General features: G+C 66.7%; 10 protein-coding genes. 7 read left to right on the forward strand and 3 right to left on the reverse strand.

What is annotated here, in order from left to right; all coding sequences use genetic code 11:
* Nucleotides 1-489: 489 nt before the first annotated feature.
* The gene (locus EO174_RS08530; RefSeq protein WP_126943752.1) at nucleotides 490-1,350 is read right to left on the reverse strand and encodes a phosphatase PAP2 family protein; all 861 of its coding nucleotides are present in this window, start codon (nucleotides 1,348-1,350) and stop codon (nucleotides 490-492) included.
* A gap of 193 nt (nucleotides 1,351-1,543) precedes the next feature.
* Here EO174_RS08530 and EO174_RS08535 point away from each other — a divergent pair, with 193 nt between their 5' ends.
* A complete protein-coding gene (locus tag EO174_RS08535) occupies nucleotides 1,544-3,844 on the forward strand; it encodes a TonB-dependent receptor (RefSeq protein ID WP_126943755.1) in 2,301 nt (766 codons plus the stop codon).
* A 248-nt stretch (nucleotides 3,845-4,092) separates the two neighbouring features.
* Nucleotides 4,093-5,193 (forward strand): glycerophosphodiester phosphodiesterase, encoded by a 1,101-nt coding sequence (locus EO174_RS08540; RefSeq protein ID WP_164740139.1) that lies wholly within the window; start codon nucleotides 4,093-4,095, stop codon nucleotides 5,191-5,193.
* A gap of 119 nt (nucleotides 5,194-5,312) precedes the next feature.
* On the opposite strand, the gene EO174_RS08545 is transcribed toward EO174_RS08540, so the two are convergent.
* Both EO174_RS08545 and EO174_RS08550 read right to left on the reverse strand, forming a co-directional pair.
* Nucleotides 5,313-6,101 (reverse strand): rhomboid family intramembrane serine protease, encoded by a 789-nt coding sequence (locus EO174_RS08545; RefSeq protein WP_104650383.1) that lies wholly within the window; start codon nucleotides 6,099-6,101, stop codon nucleotides 5,313-5,315.
* 696 nt (nucleotides 6,102-6,797) lie between these two features.
* Entirely contained in the window at nucleotides 6,798-7,754 is a 957-nt protein-coding gene (locus EO174_RS08550) for a TerC family protein (RefSeq protein ID WP_016901852.1), read from the reverse strand.
* Nucleotides 7,755-8,015: 261 nt separating this feature from the next.
* On the opposite strand from EO174_RS08550, the gene EO174_RS08560 reads away from it, so the two are divergent.
* The 5 genes from EO174_RS08560 (at nucleotide 8,016) to EO174_RS08585 (ending at nucleotide 14,735) form a co-directional block, all read left to right on the forward strand.
* Nucleotides 8,016-9,182: a class I SAM-dependent rRNA methyltransferase gene (locus tag EO174_RS08560; RefSeq protein WP_104585916.1), complete on the forward strand. Its 1,167-nt coding sequence runs from the start codon at nucleotides 8,016-8,018 to the stop codon at nucleotides 9,180-9,182.
* A gap of 31 nt (nucleotides 9,183-9,213) precedes the next feature.
* Nucleotides 9,214-9,531 carry a hypothetical protein gene (locus EO174_RS08565; protein WP_104650381.1) on the forward strand — a complete coding sequence of 106 codons (318 nt, stop codon included), beginning with the start codon at nucleotides 9,214-9,216 and terminating at the stop codon, nucleotides 9,529-9,531.
* Nucleotides 9,532-10,257: 726 nt separating this feature from the next.
* Nucleotides 10,258-10,845 (forward strand): RNA polymerase sigma factor, encoded by a 588-nt coding sequence (locus tag EO174_RS08575; protein WP_126943762.1) that lies wholly within the window; start codon nucleotides 10,258-10,260, stop codon nucleotides 10,843-10,845.
* A 2-nt stretch (nucleotides 10,846-10,847) separates the two neighbouring features.
* Complete coding sequence (locus EO174_RS08580; protein ID WP_126943765.1) at nucleotides 10,848-11,816, forward strand: FecR domain-containing protein; 969 nt, start codon at nucleotides 10,848-10,850, stop codon at nucleotides 11,814-11,816.
* Nucleotides 11,817-11,972: 156 nt separating this feature from the next.
* Nucleotides 11,973-14,735 (forward strand): TonB-dependent receptor, encoded by a 2,763-nt coding sequence (locus EO174_RS08585; protein ID WP_206515055.1) that lies wholly within the window; start codon nucleotides 11,973-11,975, stop codon nucleotides 14,733-14,735.
* Nucleotides 14,736-14,739: the final 4 nt, after the last annotated feature.

Raw genomic sequence — 14,739 nt, forward strand, 5'->3', positions numbered from 1 at the left:
TTATGAAACAGGGCTATCGGACCAGGACCTGGTCAGCTGTTTCGTGTAGGGATGCTTATCTGATCGAACACAACCGGTTGCGATTCGCGCCTGGTGAGGGCGATGAGCACGCGTCTGACCATCCCGATAGGGAGGGCGGCTCGATCAGCAGGCGCAGCTTTGCCGCGACGGGGTCTTCGCGGTGCGGGCAGGGAGTGAGATGGCGGTCGCCGTGAACAGGCAAGCGCTACGCCGGCTGTCAGGGCTGGCGGCTAAGGGCCTGCATCGGTCATGCAGAGCGTATGCAAGCAACCGGCGGCGGGCGGACGCATAGAGTGATCCAGACCAGATGGTCTCAATCGGCGCGTGGCCGAGTTACCCGATGCGTTTGCGGCCACTCAGTATCCAGCCAGGAGAGACGTGGCCAGGGACTCGGAGAAAAACGAATGATGTACAGGCGACAGATCGCTGGCGCACGTTGTTTGTAGCAGGTTGCAGGAGCCTGACTTGCTACATCACCCCAGGCAGGACGGTCTGCAGTGCAGCGTTCTCTGCCGCGCAGGCTGGCGATTCCGCCAGCGCGACCGGCTGCTTCGCACGTGCCTTGGCGATCTCGCGACGTGCGGCGGTGAGATCCTTCTGGAACTCGGCATTGTCGTGCAACGCGGCGACGGTGGCGGCGCCCATGATGCGGCCCTGCAGGACATCGCTCTGCCAGTGCACGTTGCAGACCAGGCGGCTGTCGCCGAAGGCGCGGCCGCGGGCGAGCAGGGCATCGCGTTGTGCGGGGGCCAGCTCGGCCAGGATCAGGCCCCAGCTCCAGCCGATGGCAGTGTGGCCGGAGGGATAGGAGCCGTTCTTGCGCAGTGCCGCGTCGTCGCCGGGCGTGCACATCGGTTGGTCGTTGCGCATGAACGGGCGGGGGCGTTGGTAGCGCGCCTTCGCTGCGCTGGTGCTGGTGCTGGCATCGCGCATGCTGCGCTCCAGCAGGCGCAGCAGGTGCGGGGTGTGGGCCTGGTCGATCTGGATGCCGAGCGCGCAGCTGAAGTGGGTGGCGGCTGCGGGAAACCCCAGCGCTGCGTCCCGTGTGGCCAGGTCCCAGCGCGGTGTGCCGCGCAGGGCGAGCATGTACGTGGCGATGGCCTGATCGTTGGCGAGCGCGGCGCTGCCGTCCTGCGGCGGCGGCGGCACCAGGCGCAGGCTGTCGGGCACGTGTGTCTTTTCCAGGTAGCCATGTGCATCGGTGGCGATCACCGAGCCCGTCGCGGCGACGTTATCCCGCGCGCTGGCGATGCCGCATCCCCAGGCCAACACGGCGATGGCGGCGCCGGTCAGCGTCCGGGAACAAGCGCGGGCAATGCGATGGGACATGGACCAACCCTCGGACAACACAGATGGATGAGGTCGCAGATTACGACGCGCAGATGACATCTGCATGCAAGCGCGGCGCAGCGCTTGCGCGGGATGCACTGCGACTGTCGCGGCACTGTCACCTGGCCGTCGCATCGGCGCAAGACAGCTGTCGCACGCTTGCCGTCATCTTTTGACTCGTTCCCTGCCGCCCATGCCCAAGACCCATCTCTTAAGTGCCGCTGTCTTTACCGCGCTCGTGCTGTCGCCGGCCGCCCATGCTGCCGACCCCGACGTGACTGCCGACACCGGCACGACCGTGCAGCAACTCGATGCGGTCTCGGTGATCGGCCAGGGCGAAACGCGTCAGGTGCAGCGCATCACCCAGCAGGACATCCCGGTGTTGCCGCCGGGTACCAGCATCCAGAAGCTGCTCAACCGCATGCCGGGCGTGAACGTGCAATCCAACGATGCCTTCGGTGCCAACGAGGAGTCGCAGACGATCAGCCTGCGCGGCTTCAACGGCACGCGCCTGGGCTATACGCTCGACGGCCTGCCGCTGGGCGACAACGCCTACGGCAACTACAACGGCCTCAACATCAGCCGCGCCCTGATTGCGGAAAACTTCGGCGGCGTGGAGCTGGCCTCGGGCATCGGCGCGCTGGGCACTGCATCTACCAGCAACCTGGGCGGCACCATCCAGTACTACTCGGCCGATCCGTCCAGCGTGTTCGGCGGGCAGCTGTCGCAGACGGTGGGCTCGGACGCCAATCGCCGCACCTTCCTGCGTGTGGACACCGGCGACTACAACGGCTTTTCGGCCTATCTGTCCGGCATCAATGCCGAAGCCGACATGTGGACGCGCCCGGACTCGCCGACCACCACGCGGCAGTTCAATGCCAAGGGCGTGTACCAGTTTGACGGCGGCAAGCTGACCGCATTTGCCGATACCTCGCGCACCTCGCAGGCGGACTATGCGTATCTGTCCAAGAGCGGCATGGCGCGTGGCCTGGGCTGGGACTGGAACCTGTACGCACCGGACTGGAACCGCGCGTTGGCCGCGGCGTACTGCGCACCGGCCACGCGCAATGCGGCGCGCTGCGGTTTCAGCGGCGGCGTGGACAATGTCGACGATGCCTACTACCAGAGCCGCGCGTTGCGCGACGACGATCTGTTCTACGTGGCCGGCGACTTCCAGCCCAACGATGCGATCAGCCTGCACACCCAGGTCTATCACCACGAAAACAAGGGGCAGGGCCACTGGTGGTCGCCTGGCCAGGCATCCAATCCGGGGACGCCGCAGGCGCTGCCGATCTCGATCCGCAGCACCAATTACTGGATCAACCGCACCGGCGGCATCGCGTCACTCGGCTGGAACCTGGGCGCGCATCACCTCGAAGCCGGGCTGTGGTACGAGCGCAATCACCACGATGTGGAGCGCAATTTCTACTGGATCGACGGGCCGGTCAGCGACGACAAGTTCCTGCAGGATCCGGATCGCCGGCTGTTCTCGCAGAACTACATCATCACCACGCGGCAGTTCTACGTGCAGGGCAACTTCAAGTTCCTCGACGAGCGCCTGAGCGTGGATCTGGGCATCAAGAGCCCCAGCACCGAAATGACCGCGCGCGAGACGCCGGGGCTGGCGGTGGAAGCACCGGTGGCGACCGGCTCGATCAAGGCCAGCGAGTCGGTGCTGCCGCAGGTCGGCCTGGGCTATCGCATCGCCGACGGGCAGGAGGTGTTTGCCTCGTACGCGGAAAACATTGCCGCGTTCCAGGGCGGCGGCGCCGGTGGTCCGTTGCTGGTGACGCAGGCCTCGTTCGATGCCAGCGCCGGTGCGCTGGAGCCGGAAAAGTCGCGCACCGTGGAGGCCGGTTATCGCTTCGTGCGTGACCGCTTCGAAGCCTCGCTGGTCGGCTACGACGTCACCTTCGACAACCGCCTGCTCTCGCTCAATCCCTGCGCCAGCATCCAGCAGGGCACCACGCCGGCCTGCACCACACGCTTCTTCAACGTGGGTTCGGTGAGCAGCCGCGGTGGCGAACTGACGGTGATCTGGAAGCCGACCAGCTACCTGCAGTGGTACAACTCGGCCTCGATCAACCGTTCGACCTACGACGACAACTATGTGCAGAACGGGGTGACCATCCCCACCGCCGGGAAGACCACGGTGGATACGCCCAAGCGCATGTTCGCCAGCGAAATCGCGTTCAACTACGCCAACTGGAACATCAATCTGCGCGGCAAGTACACCGGCCAGCGCTACTACACCTACACCAACGATCAGGGCTTTGGCGGCTACACCTCGTTCGACTTGGGCGCTGGCTACGACTTCGGCCAGGCCGGCGTGCTGCAGGGGCTCAAGCTCTCGCTCAACGTCACCAACCTCACCGACAAGCGGTACGCGTCCAATCTCACCGCGTTCGCCAACAGCGATCCGACTGGCCGCCAGCTGGCGTTCCATGCCAGCGCGCCGCGGCAGGTGTTTTTGACGCTGGATGCCAAGTTTTGAGGACGGGAATTGGGAATCGGGATTCGGGAATCGTAAAAGCGGGTCTTGTTGCTGTTTAGGAATTACCGATGCCGGATGATGCTGGGCGTCTTCGTGGTTGGCAGACGTTGTGACGCGTCGTTAGGTGGGCATCGACCGTGCTCGGCAACGCAGCGCATCAGCGATCCATGAGACGGTAACCAGCACCTGCCACGCCGGCTTGACGATCAGGGCCAGCGTCTGATGGCAACACTCAGTTGGAGAAAGGCATGATGCAGTTTCACCGTATCTGGCTGTTGGGGGCAATGATGGTCGGTATGAGCGGGCCCGCGTTGGCAGAGGCGCCGTTGGCGAAGACGGTGCAGATCTTTGCGCACCGTGGCGCCAGCGCACTGCGCCCGGAACACACCTTGGCCGCGTATGCCAAAGCGATTGTCGATGGCGCCGATTTTGTCGAGCCGGACCTGGTGTCCACCAGGGATGGCGTGCTGGTGGCGCGCCATGAGAACGAGATCGGCGGTACGACCGACGTGGCCAGTCACCCGGAGTTCGCTGCGCGCAAGACCCGCAAGACCATCGATGGCCAGGCGATGGAAGGCTGGTTCACCGAGGATTTCACGCTGGCCGAATTGAAGACGCTGCGCGCGCGCGAGCGTCTGCCGCAGTTGCGCGGCACGCGCTGGGATGGGCAGTTTCAGATCGTCACCTTCGACGAGATCATCGATTTTGTCGCAGCCGAATCGGCGGCAACTGGGCGCAGCATCGGGCTGATTCCGGAGATCAAGCACCCGAGCTATTTCAGCCGGCTGCATCTGGCGATGGAAGACAAGGTGCTGGCGAGCCTGCGTGCGCATGCCTACACGCAGACCGCACCGGTGGTGATCCAGTCGTTCGAGACCGGCAACCTGCGTTATTTGCGCGGCAAGATCGGGCGCAGCAGCAACATTCGCCTGCTGCAGTTGCTGGCCGGCGCGCAGATGGCGTTGCCCGATGCGGGCGTGGGCAGCGCGCCGCGGACCTACGGGCAGATGATCACGCCCGAGGGGTTGACGCAGGTTGCCAGCTACGCCGATGCGATCGGCCCGGACATCCGCAGCATCATTCCGCTGGATGCGCAGCAACGCCTGGGCACGCCGACCAGCCTGGTGCACGACGCGCATGCGGCAGGACTGCAGGTGCAGCCGTACACGTTCCGCCCGGAGAACTACTTCTTGGCTGCCGAAAACCGCAGCAGCGGCGCGGTGACCGAGCGTAACGACGCCGGTGCACTGGCCGAACTCAAGACCTATCTGGACGCCGGCATCGATGCCTTCTTCGCCGACGACCCGGGCCTGGCACGGCGTGCGTTGCGGGGGCAAGCATCGCGCTAGGCAGCGCCTTTGTAGGAGCGTGCCTGCGCGCGATGGGGCGGTCCCGGTAATGCCCTGTCGCGCGCAGGCACGCTCCTACGGGAAACAGGGGCCGTTTGGGTCGTTGCTCCATGCAGGCACTAGCTGCCCGGTGGGCGCTCGCGCGGTGGGAAGTGCAGCACCACGTTGTGCGAGCCGTCTTCCTGGCGCTGCCACAGCACCGGTACCTGGCGCGGCGGTGGCGGTTCCAGCACGTCGTGCTCGCCATTGCTTACTTCCCACGCAGCGTCCTCGTCTTCGTCCTCCCAGCTGTAGCGCGGCCTGGCCTGTTGCGGGTCGCGCAGGCGCAGCAGCAACGCGGCGATCAGGCCGGCCACCGCGCCGCCCAGATGCGATTGCCAGGACACGCCGGCTTCGTGCGGCAGGATGGTCAGCAACATGCCGCCATAGAACAGGAAGGCGATCATGCTGGTGGCGATCGCCGGGCGGTCGCGGCGCAGCAGGCCCAGCACGAACACCAGGAACATCAGCCCGTGGGTGACGCCGCTGGCGCCCAGATGCCGGCTGCCGGGCTCGCCCAGCAACCACGCGCCCAGGCCCGAGCCCAGCCACAACAACGGCAGCGCCAGGGCGGTGGCACGCGGATACACGCTGCCGGCCAGCGTGCCCAGGATCAGTAGCGCGGCGGCGTTGGCGCCCAGATGCGCGAGCGAGCCATGCAGCAGCGGTGCGGTGAGGATGCCGAGCAGGCCGTCGGCCTGCAGCGGTGCCACCGCCCAGGCGCGCCAGTCGAACATGCCCTGGGCGGTGAACACCGCCACCAGCAGCAGCACGGCGGCCAGGCTGAAGTTGAAGGCACGCAACACCCGGGAACGATCCAGGCGGTCTTGCGCGGTGGCGTCGGCGGCGGCAACAGGAGGCGGTGTCATACCTTCACGGATGGCGTCGCGCGGATTTTTTACAAGCTATCCGCCTCGGGATAAGCAGGCCCGACGACGGGATAATCCAGCCCCGCCGCCGAACATTGGCGCAGCGGCCGCAAGGCACCATGCAGGTGACCGGGGCGCGACACGAACATGCGCGGCATCACGCCCTCGCCAGTTCGGCCCGGGAACGCCCCAGCGACCTGGCGCCTGAAATCCCGGCGGCCTTGAGAGGGGATTGAACGGTGTGGATGCCTCGGTCGTAGGGCAGACGATCTGCGGCTTGGCTGCAGGGCCCTTGCCCGCCCACCGTCGCGGGACACGCCGCAAGTACGTCCATGGAGGCTCTTACGCGGCATCCATGCCGCGTAAGGTCCCGCGACGGTGAGCAGGCAAGGGCCCGTCGAGTTGGTCGGTGCGCTTGGTTGTGAGCAGTGCATGCAGCGCGGCCGTTCCCGAATCCCAATTGCAGACTCCGGACTCCCAGCCTGTCAGTGCGGGGGCCGGCTTGGGTGGCCGCACCAAACTCAGCAGATGGTGACGACCAGGATCTCGGGTAGCCAGGCTCTGGCGCGGCATCCATGCCGCTCAAGGGCCCGCGACGGTGAGCGCAAGGACCTGTCGAGATGGTCGGTGCGCTTGGATGCCAGCAACACACGCGGCGCTACCGTCCCCGATTCCCGATTCCCGATTCCCAGCCCCTCAGTGCCTGGCCGGCTTGGGCGGCCGCAGCAGGCTCAGCACGATGGTGAAGACCAGGATCACGATCACCACTGCCAGCGAGACCAGCACCGGGATCTTGTACAGATCGATGATCATCATCTTGGTGCCGATGAACACCAGGATCACCGCCAGCCCATACGGCAGCAGGTGGAAGCGGTCGGCCATGCCGGCCAGCAGGAAGAACATCGCGCGCAGGCCCAGCACCGCGAACACGTTGGAGGTCAGCACGATGAACGGGTCGGTGGTGATTGCAAAGATCGCCGGGATGCTGTCCACCGCAAAGATCACATCGATCACCGCAATCAGGATCAGCACCACGAACAACGGGGTGAACCAGCGCTTGCCGTCCTTGATCACGCTCAGCGCATGGCCGTGGTATTGCGGACTCAGGCGCAGATGCCCGCGCATCCAGCGCAGCACCGGGTTGGCTTCCAGATCCGGCTCCTTGCCGGCGGAGAACCACATCTTGATGCCGGTCAGCAGCAGGAACGCGCCGAACACATACAGCAGCCAGTGGAACTTGGTCAGCAGCACCGAGCCGGCAAAGATCATGATCGCGCGCAGCACGATCGCGCCCAGCACGCCGATGATCAGCACGCGCTGGCGCTGTTCCTCGGGCACGCCGAAGTAGGTCATCACCATCAGGAACACGAAGATGTTGTCGACCGCCAGCGATTTCTCGACCAGGTAGCCGGTCAGGAACTCCAGCCCGATGCGGTCGGCCGCCGCGTCGCCCATGCTGCCCTGCAGGTACCACCACAGGCCGGCGTTGAAGGCGAGCGCCAGCAGCACCCAGCCAATGCTCCACCAGGTGGCTTCCTTGAAGGTGACCTTGTGGGCACCGCCGTGGCGCATCAGCACCAGATCGACCAACAGGGCCACGATCACCACGATCGCGAAGCCGCCCCATAACCAGACATTGCCAATGGTTTGCATAAAAGAATCCCGAAAGTGAAACGACCTGGACAGCCGGTGGGCTGAGGCCTTGTGACACGGAAATCGTGGATTCCGGGTGACGGACCTTCGCCTGCGCGGCGAAGGTCTCGCTCACAACCGGCCTGGCCGGTTGCCGTTGCACCGGAGCCTGGCTGGCAGGACTCGTCATGACGGCGACAACGCTGGGAGCTACTCCCCTTCTGCGCCCGATTCTGCGTGCCGGAGGGCAGGCACGTCAATCCAGCCGGATACAATGGGCGGATGAATACTCCAGTCCCCGTCGTCCGACTCAAGAATGCCTGGCGCTCCAGCCACCCGTGGATCTTCCAGAAGCTGGTGGAAAAGCCCGCCGCCAAGCCCAAACCCGGCACCATCGTCGATGTGGTCGGCGTGGACGGGGAGTGGGTCGGCCGCGGCTTCTACAACGGCCACTCGCGCATCGCCGTGCGCATCCTGGAGACCGACCAGGCGGTGCCGGTGGATGCGGGCTGGTTCTCGCGCAAGATCGCCGCGGCAGTGAGCCTGCGCCGCGACTGGCTCAAGCTCGACGCGGTGTCCGATGCCTGGCGCGTGGTGCACAGCGAAGGCGACGGCCTGTCCGGCCTGGTGGTGGACCGCTATGGCGACCTGGTGGTGGTGGAGTTCTTCGCCGCCGGCATGTTCCGCCACCGCGAGTGGATCTACGAGGCGCTGCGCGCGCAGTTCCCGGGCTGCCGCTTCCACAGCTTTGCCGACGAACACGTGCAGAAGCAGGAAAGCTTCGATTTCCACGGCAATACCACCACCGAAGCATCGGTGATCACCGAGTACGGCATCAGGTTCCGCGCCGACCCGGCCGGTGCGCACAAGACCGGCTTCTTCGCCGACCAGCGCGAGAACCGCCAGTGGCTGAGCGAGCAGGTCGAGGGCAAGAGCGTGCTGGACCTGTGCTGCAACACCGGCGGCTTTGCGGTGTATGCGGCCGCGCGCGGTGCGTCCGAGGTGCTGGGCGTGGACATCGACGAGGACGTGATCGCCATCGCCAAGGGCAACGCCAAGCTCAACAACGTGCGGCCCAAGTTCGTGCAGGCCGACATCTTCCCGTGGCTGCGCGATGCGTCCAACCGCGGCGAGCAGTTCGATGTGGTGATCCTGGACCCGGCCAAGATGACCCGCGACCGCGAGCAGGTGATCCCGGCGCTGAAGAAGTACCTGGACATGAACAAGCTGGCGCTGGGCGTGGTCAAGCCCGGCGGCCTGTTCGCCACCTTCTCGTGCACCGGGCTGGTGGCCGAGCAGGAGTTTCTGGACATGCTGCGGCGCGCCTCGTATTTCTCCGGGCGCACCATCCAGATCCTGAAGGTGGCCGGTGCCGGTCCGGACCATCCGTTCATGGCGCACGTGCAGGAATCGCGCTACCTGAAGGCTGTTTTCTGCCGCGTGATCTAGCGCGGCGACCAATCCGTGGAGCGGCCAGTCGATGACACCGGACGATGAGGAACGCAAGGCGCTGACCCGGTTGCTGCGCGAGATCGAGCGGCCCCATGCCAGCCTGCTGGCCAGCAACTGGCCGGTGTTCGGCGTGTGGCTGCTGTTTTCCGGGGCCTTCATGTATCTGTTCCAGACCGGCAGCGGCTCGCCGTTGCATCCGTTGACGCTGGCGCTGGGCTCGACCTGTCTGGGCGTGTTCGGTGCCTGGATCGTGTTGCGCTCGGTGTGGGCGCGGCAGTGGCTGCACCTGCGGGAGCACGTCGATGTGGAGAGCGTGCGCGCACGCCTGTCCGAACTGGGCGACTGAACACGGCGCGCAGCACCACTGCGCGCTGATCAGGCGCGTGCGATGGATTTCTTGCAGGCCAGATCAAATCGTTTGCGTGCTGCGTGCTGCGTGCTGCCAACTGCGCACGCCCGATCGCTTCTGCCAGCCGCTCGAAGGACCACCGGCCAGGCCATCTTCGGCCTGCGCGTATCGGGCCCATCCGCCGATGACCTGCGGCTGGTTGCAGCGGCAACCGATCACCAACCCACCGGCCCTGCGGTGATGTCCGGCACCGCCTGGCGCAGATTGGCCCCCGAAACCGGACTTTGTCATGGTCCCCGGATCGACATCGCCACAGCACGCCCGGCCCCATAAACACCGTACTCGCTAGCGCATCGGCGCCGCTCGTCGCGCCCGGATGCCGCACGTTCAGACCGCCAGATACTGCAGTGCCCTGCACGGCGCCGCCCATCACCACGGGGTTGCCATTCGCGTTGCCATTGGCGTGGCGGCGCGCCTGCATAACCCAAGGCAGTCAGGTCATTGCCAACGGCCATTTCGTTGGCCGCATCCGACCGGACATTGTCGATGTCCGGCGCGCGCTGCGCGGGTAGTGCCATCGCAGCGGGCCACCCGTCGGAGTGCATGGCGGAGTTGCGCCGCTGGCGCATCGTGACTTCAAGAGCAGGTCCTTCGCTCGAACCCCCGGAGAACGCAATGACTTCCTCACTTCGACGTGCGGGCACGTCAGCGGCCGCGTCCTAGATGCCGGCCATCGATTCCCAGCGCGCCGCCTGGCTGGCGACGCAGGTCCTGCCGCACGAGCCGGCGCTGCGGCGCTGGCTGCGCAAGCACGCCCCCGGCAACGTCGATTGCGACGACGTCATCCAGGAGACCTACGCCATCCTGGCCGGGCTGGGCGAGGTGGGTCATATCGCCAATCCGCGCGCCTATCTGTTCACCGCTGCGCAGTCGGTGCTGCTGCAGCAGGTGCGCCGCGCCAGGATCGTGTCGATCGAGAGCGTGGCGGAAATCGAGCGCCTGGACATCACACAGGACGAGCGCTCACCTGAGCGCCACGCCATTGCCGGTCAGGAGCTGCGCCGCATCGGCGAAGCGCTGGCGGCACTGCCGGACAAATGCCGCCAGGTGTTTCTGCTGCGCAAGGTCGACGGCCTGTCGCAGCGCGAGATTGCCGCGCGGCTCGGAATCAGCGAGAACACCGTGGAAAAACACACCGTGAAGGGATTGCGTCTGCTGATGGCACGCATGGGCCGCACGCCCGCATCGGCACCGGCCGCGGGCCACGCCGCGCCGGCCACGCGCCTGGCCGATCCGCAGCGCGGCAGCTGAGCATGCGCAGCATCGACGACATTGCCGCCGCCTGGGTGGGACGCGAGGACCGCGATCCGCTCACGCCGGCCGAGCGCGTGCAGCGCGACCGCTGGTTGGCCGAAGACGTGCGCCATCGCGGCGCCTATGCACGGGCGCACGCGGTGCATCTGCATTTCGATCGTGCGCGCGCGCTGGGGCAGGACTTTGCCGCGGAAGCGACGTGTTCGCGGCGCACGCATCGACGCGGCAGGTGGCTGGCCGCACTTGCCGCCTGCGTGGTCGCTGCGGCTACCGGCATGCTGGCATTGCAGCCCGCCGTCCCCGACACCGGCGCGCCCGGCAGCGGCCATCACCTCACCCGCATCGGCGAGGTGTTGCGCCTGCCGTTGGCAGACGGCTCGGCGGTGACGCTGAATTCCGGCTCGGAAGTGGTGGTGGAGTTCAGCGCCGACCGTCGCCAGATCCAGTTGCTGCGTGGCGAGGCCTTGTTCGATGTGACCAAGGACCGTCATCGCCCGTTCGTGGTGATGGCGGCCGGCGCGGAAGTGCGCGCGGTCGGCACCAGTTTCAGCGTGCGTCGGCGGCAGGACGATGCGGTCAAGGTCGTCGTGCGCGAAGGCACCGTCGAAGTGGAGGCCGACCGGCGCACACCGCAGCGGGTGGCCGCCAACATGCTGGCCATGGTCAGCCCGACGCAGGCGGTGCAGGTGCAGCCGCTGCCAGCACGGCGCGTGCAGCAGTTGCTGGTCTGGCGCGAGGGAATGATCGCCTTCGACGGCGACACCTTGGCGCAGGCCGCGGCCGAATTCGCCCGCTACAACGACATGCGCATCCTGATCGACGACCCCGCGGTGGCGCGGCGCACCGTGGTCGGCCTGTATTCGGCCAACGATCCGGAAGGCTTCGCACGCTCCGTTGCGCTGAGCATGGGCCTGCAGATCGAACACACCCGTGGCGGCATCCACTTGCGCGGCGCGCTCGCGCAGTGAGGTGCACCGCTGCACGTCACCACCCGCGATGTCGATGGCGGAAAAGCGGCGGCCACGCATCCAACAGACAGGGGGCCACACAGCAACGGTGACGACGACCGGACAGCGGCGCACGCGCGCCAGCGGAGAGCAGTGATGCAGGCAGCAAGCAGGCGTTTGAGCAAGGCCATCGGCACGGCCGTGGCGACGATGGCAGCGGGAGCGGCCTTGGCAGCCTCGCCGCAGGGGCGCACGTTCTCGCTCCCCGAGAGCAATGCGGTGGTGGCGTTGCCGGAATTTGCGCGGCAGGCCGGCGTGCAGATCGTGGCACCCGGCGAATACCTGCAGCAGGTACGCACGCCGGCGGTGCAGGGCACGCTGGAATCGCGCGTGGCATTGCGGCAGTTGCTGGCCGGCACCGGACTGAGCGTGGTTCAAGACGATGGCGAACGCATCACGCTGGCCTCGGCGCAGCCGATGACGGCCGCGTTGCACGGATATCCCGCCGTGGGCTACGCACAGGTGGACGCATCCGCACCGACGCCACCAGCCGCTGCACCGCCAGCCGATGCCGCAGTCGGCAACCTGGATGCGGTGGTGGTCACCGGCGCACGCGGCGTGCAGCGCACCGTCACCGAAAGCCCCACCCCGATCGATGTGATCGGCGCGGCGGAACTGGAAAAGACCGGTCGCCCGGGCCTGCTGTCGGCGCTCAACGATCTGGTGCCCTCGTTCAATGCACCGGCCAAATCCGGCAACGGCACCTCGTATGTGATCGCCACCGGCGGGCTGCGCGGGCTCAATCCGGATCACACCCTGGTGCTGGTCAACGGCAAGCGCCGCCACCGCACCGCCAGCATCAACATCGCCGGCATCGTCGGGCGCGGTTCGGTGCCGGTGGACATGAGCCTGATCCCGGTCTCGGCGGTGGATCACATCGAGGTGCTGCGCGACGGCGCCGCCGCGCAGTACGGCTCGGACGCAATCGCCGGCGTCATCAACATCCTGCTCAAGTCCGATGCCGAGGGTGGCAAGGCCGACCTGCTGTGGGGCCAGAACATCGACCGCGCCGATGGCGACAGCAGCAGCGCCAGCATCGGCAAGGGGCTGGCGCTGGGCAGCGACGGCTTCGTCTATCTGGCCGCCGACGCCAGGTACCAGCAGAGCTCCAATCGCGCAGTACCGGTGGCCGACGATTACCGGCTGTACTACCCGGTCAACGGCCAGCCGGACCCGCGCGAGGCCACCGCCAACCGCCTGATCACGCGCAACTTCGGCCAGCCCTGGCAGAAGGGCGCCAACCTGTCCTACAACGCCGAACTGGGCCTGGGCGGCGAGCTGCGTGGGTATTCCTACGCCACCTACAGCCGCCGCCTGAGCGACCTGGAATGGTCGTTCCGCAATCCCAACGCCAACAACACCCTGCAGGAGATCTATCCGGACGGGTACAGCCCGCGCCTGCGCATCGACGAGACCGATTACGAGTTCACCGCCGGCATCAAGGGCCTGTGGGGCCAGTGGGATTGGGACCTGGCCACCAGCTACGGCAGCAACGCCTCCGAACGCGACGGCCTGCACACGCTCAACGCCAGCCTGGGGCCGACCAGCCCCACCGCGTTCTATCTCGGCCAGCTGACCTCCACCGACTGGACCACCAGCCTGGACATCACCCGCGGCCTGCAACTGGCCGAGCGCCCGCTGCAGGTGTCGTTGGGTGTGCAGCATCGCTACGAAAAATACGAGATCCAGGCCGGCGAGCAGGCGGCCTACGCGGCCGGCAGCTACGTGTTCCCGGCCGGGCATCCGCGTGCCGGGCAGGCGCCGCCGCCCGGCGCGCAGGGCGCGATCACCTTTCAGCCCGACGAAGCCGGCAGCCTGGATCGCAACAGCGGCGCGGCCTATGTCGACCTGACCTGGGACGTGGCCGACAGCGTGTCGCTGGGCCTGGCCGGACGCTACGAGCGCTTCGATGATTCGGCCGGCGACACCGCGGTGGGCAAGTTCACCGCGCGCTGGGCCATCACCCCGACCTTCGCGCTGCGTGGCGCGGCCAGCACCGGCTTCCGCGCGCCGGCCCTGGCGCAGGCCCTGTACGCGGCCACCAACAGCAGCTGGCGCACGCTGGACAACGGCGACCGCGAGCTGTTCCTGGCCAAGACGCTGCCGGTGGATTCCCCCGCCGCGCTGGCACTGGGGGCCGAACCGCTGAAGCCGGAGGAATCCACCAATGCCAGCATCGGCTTCACCTACAACCCCACGCGCGCGCTCAGCCTCACCGTGGATGCCTACCGCATCGATCTGGACGACCGCATCGGCATGACCGGCTACATCACCGGTGCGGCGATCACCGACCTGCTCACCCGCGCCGGCGTGTCCGGCGTCGACAGCGCGCAGTACTTCACCAACGCCATCGACACCCGCACTGAAGGCGTGGACGTGGTGGCGACCTGGCGCATGGAGGCCGGCGACTGGGGCCGGGTCAACTGGAACCTGGGCTACAACTACAACACCACCGAGATCACCCGCATCGCCGACAACCCGTCCGCACTGGACTCGCTGGGCGCCGGCTACGAACTGTTCGACCGTGCCTCGCGCGGCTACCTGTCGCGCACCCCGCGCAGCAAGCTGCTGCTGGGCGGCAATTGGGTGATCGGCGACTTCGCGCTCAACGTGCGCGTCAACCGCTTCGGCAGCTTCGACGTGCTGGAAAACAACCCGGCCAACGACGAACACGTGCCGGCCAAATGGATCACCGATCTGGAAGCGTCCTACGCACTGTCCGGGCGCATCACCTGGACGCTCGGCGCCAACAACCTGTTCAACCAATACCCGAACAACATCGGTGCGGTCGCCAGCACCGGCAGCGGTTTCTATGTGACCAGCGTGCCGTACGGCTTCACCGGCGGGTCCTACTACACCAAGTTGACCTACACCTTTTGAGGAG

This window comes from Xanthomonas sp. BRIP62418 (assembly GCF_003993495.1).
In the GTDB taxonomy this organism is placed as follows: domain Bacteria; phylum Pseudomonadota; class Gammaproteobacteria; order Xanthomonadales; family Xanthomonadaceae; genus Xanthomonas; species Xanthomonas euroxanthea.

Coding starts and splice junctions, on each gene's coding strand:
- EO174_RS08560 (WP_104585916.1), top strand. CDS start 8,016: ATGAATACTCCAGTCCCCGTCGTCCGACTCAAGAATGCCTGGCGCTCC.
- EO174_RS08545 (WP_104650383.1), bottom strand. CDS start 6,101: ATGACACCGCCTCCTGTTGCCGCCGCCGACGCCACCGCGCAAGACCGC.
- EO174_RS08565 (WP_104650381.1), top strand. CDS start 9,214: ATGACACCGGACGATGAGGAACGCAAGGCGCTGACCCGGTTGCTGCGC.
- EO174_RS08550 (WP_016901852.1), bottom strand. CDS start 7,754: ATGCAAACCATTGGCAATGTCTGGTTATGGGGCGGCTTCGCGATCGTG.
- EO174_RS08530 (WP_126943752.1), bottom strand. CDS start 1,350: ATGTCCCATCGCATTGCCCGCGCTTGTTCCCGGACGCTGACCGGCGCC.
- EO174_RS08535 (WP_126943755.1), top strand. CDS start 1,544: ATGCCCAAGACCCATCTCTTAAGTGCCGCTGTCTTTACCGCGCTCGTG.
- EO174_RS08575 (WP_126943762.1), top strand. CDS start 10,258: ATGCCGGCCATCGATTCCCAGCGCGCCGCCTGGCTGGCGACGCAGGTC.
- EO174_RS08580 (WP_126943765.1), top strand. CDS start 10,848: ATGCGCAGCATCGACGACATTGCCGCCGCCTGGGTGGGACGCGAGGAC.
- EO174_RS08540 (WP_164740139.1), top strand. CDS start 4,093: ATGATGCAGTTTCACCGTATCTGGCTGTTGGGGGCAATGATGGTCGGT.